This window comes from Aliiroseovarius sp. S1123 (genome assembly GCF_023015885.1).
In the GTDB taxonomy this organism is placed as follows: domain Bacteria; phylum Pseudomonadota; class Alphaproteobacteria; order Rhodobacterales; family Rhodobacteraceae; genus Aliiroseovarius.
In genome coordinates this window covers 1-717 of the sequence record NZ_JALKBE010000021.1, presented here as the reverse complement: position 1 = coordinate 717, position 717 = coordinate 1, and the positions used below count along the sequence as shown (strand labels likewise).

Genomic DNA, 717 nt, shown 5'->3' with positions numbered 1-717 from the left:
TGTCCGTCGTCAGGGTTTTTGGAACCAATGGCTGCGTAAACTAATAGAGAGTTTGGCTCATCTGGTTGGTTTCATTATGCGGCGTGGTGGCGGTGATGCAAGCGTCGCGTTTCGAGTGTCTTTTGTTTGATCCTTTCCCTTTGCTTTAGAATGGCTTTGTCGCGGCCGAAGTAAACATCGGCAGGTGTGACGTTGTTGATGCTCTCGTGATAGCGCTGGTGGTTGTAATGATCGACGAAGGCTTCGATCTGAGCTTCGAGGTCGCCGGGCAGGAAGTAATTTTCCAGCAAGATGCGGTTCTTCAAAGTCTGATGCCAACGTTCAATCTTACCTTGGGTTTGGGGATGATACGGCGCACCGCGCGAGTGCTTCATGCCCTTGCCTTTCAACCATTCCGCCAAATCACCAGAGACATAGCTTGATCCGTTGTCACTTAGCAGGCGCGGCTTGTGAGCGACATGAACCTGATCGCAGCCGGATGCCTGCAATGCGAGGTCCAGCGTGTCCGTCACGTCCTCCGCTCGCATGTTGGTGCAGAGCTTCCACGAGACGATGTAGCGACTGTAGTCGTCGAGTGTCTGCCGTCAGCGCCTATGGGTCCAAATAGCGTTATTTGCTAAGTGAGGGTTTGTTGCTCATCGTAGCCACCAAGGAGTGGACGATGAGAAAGACAACGAAGAGCCCAGGCGAGAAGATCGTCAAAGATATCAAACGTGC

1 pseudogene is annotated in these 717 nt (G+C 52.6%); it reads right to left on the bottom strand.

From position 1 onward, the window contains the following. Positions 1-74 precede the first annotated feature (74 nt). A pseudogene (locus MWU53_RS15905) lies at positions 75-575 on the bottom strand (integrase core domain-containing protein); the annotation flags it as partial. Between the last annotated feature and the right edge of the window lie 142 nt (positions 576-717).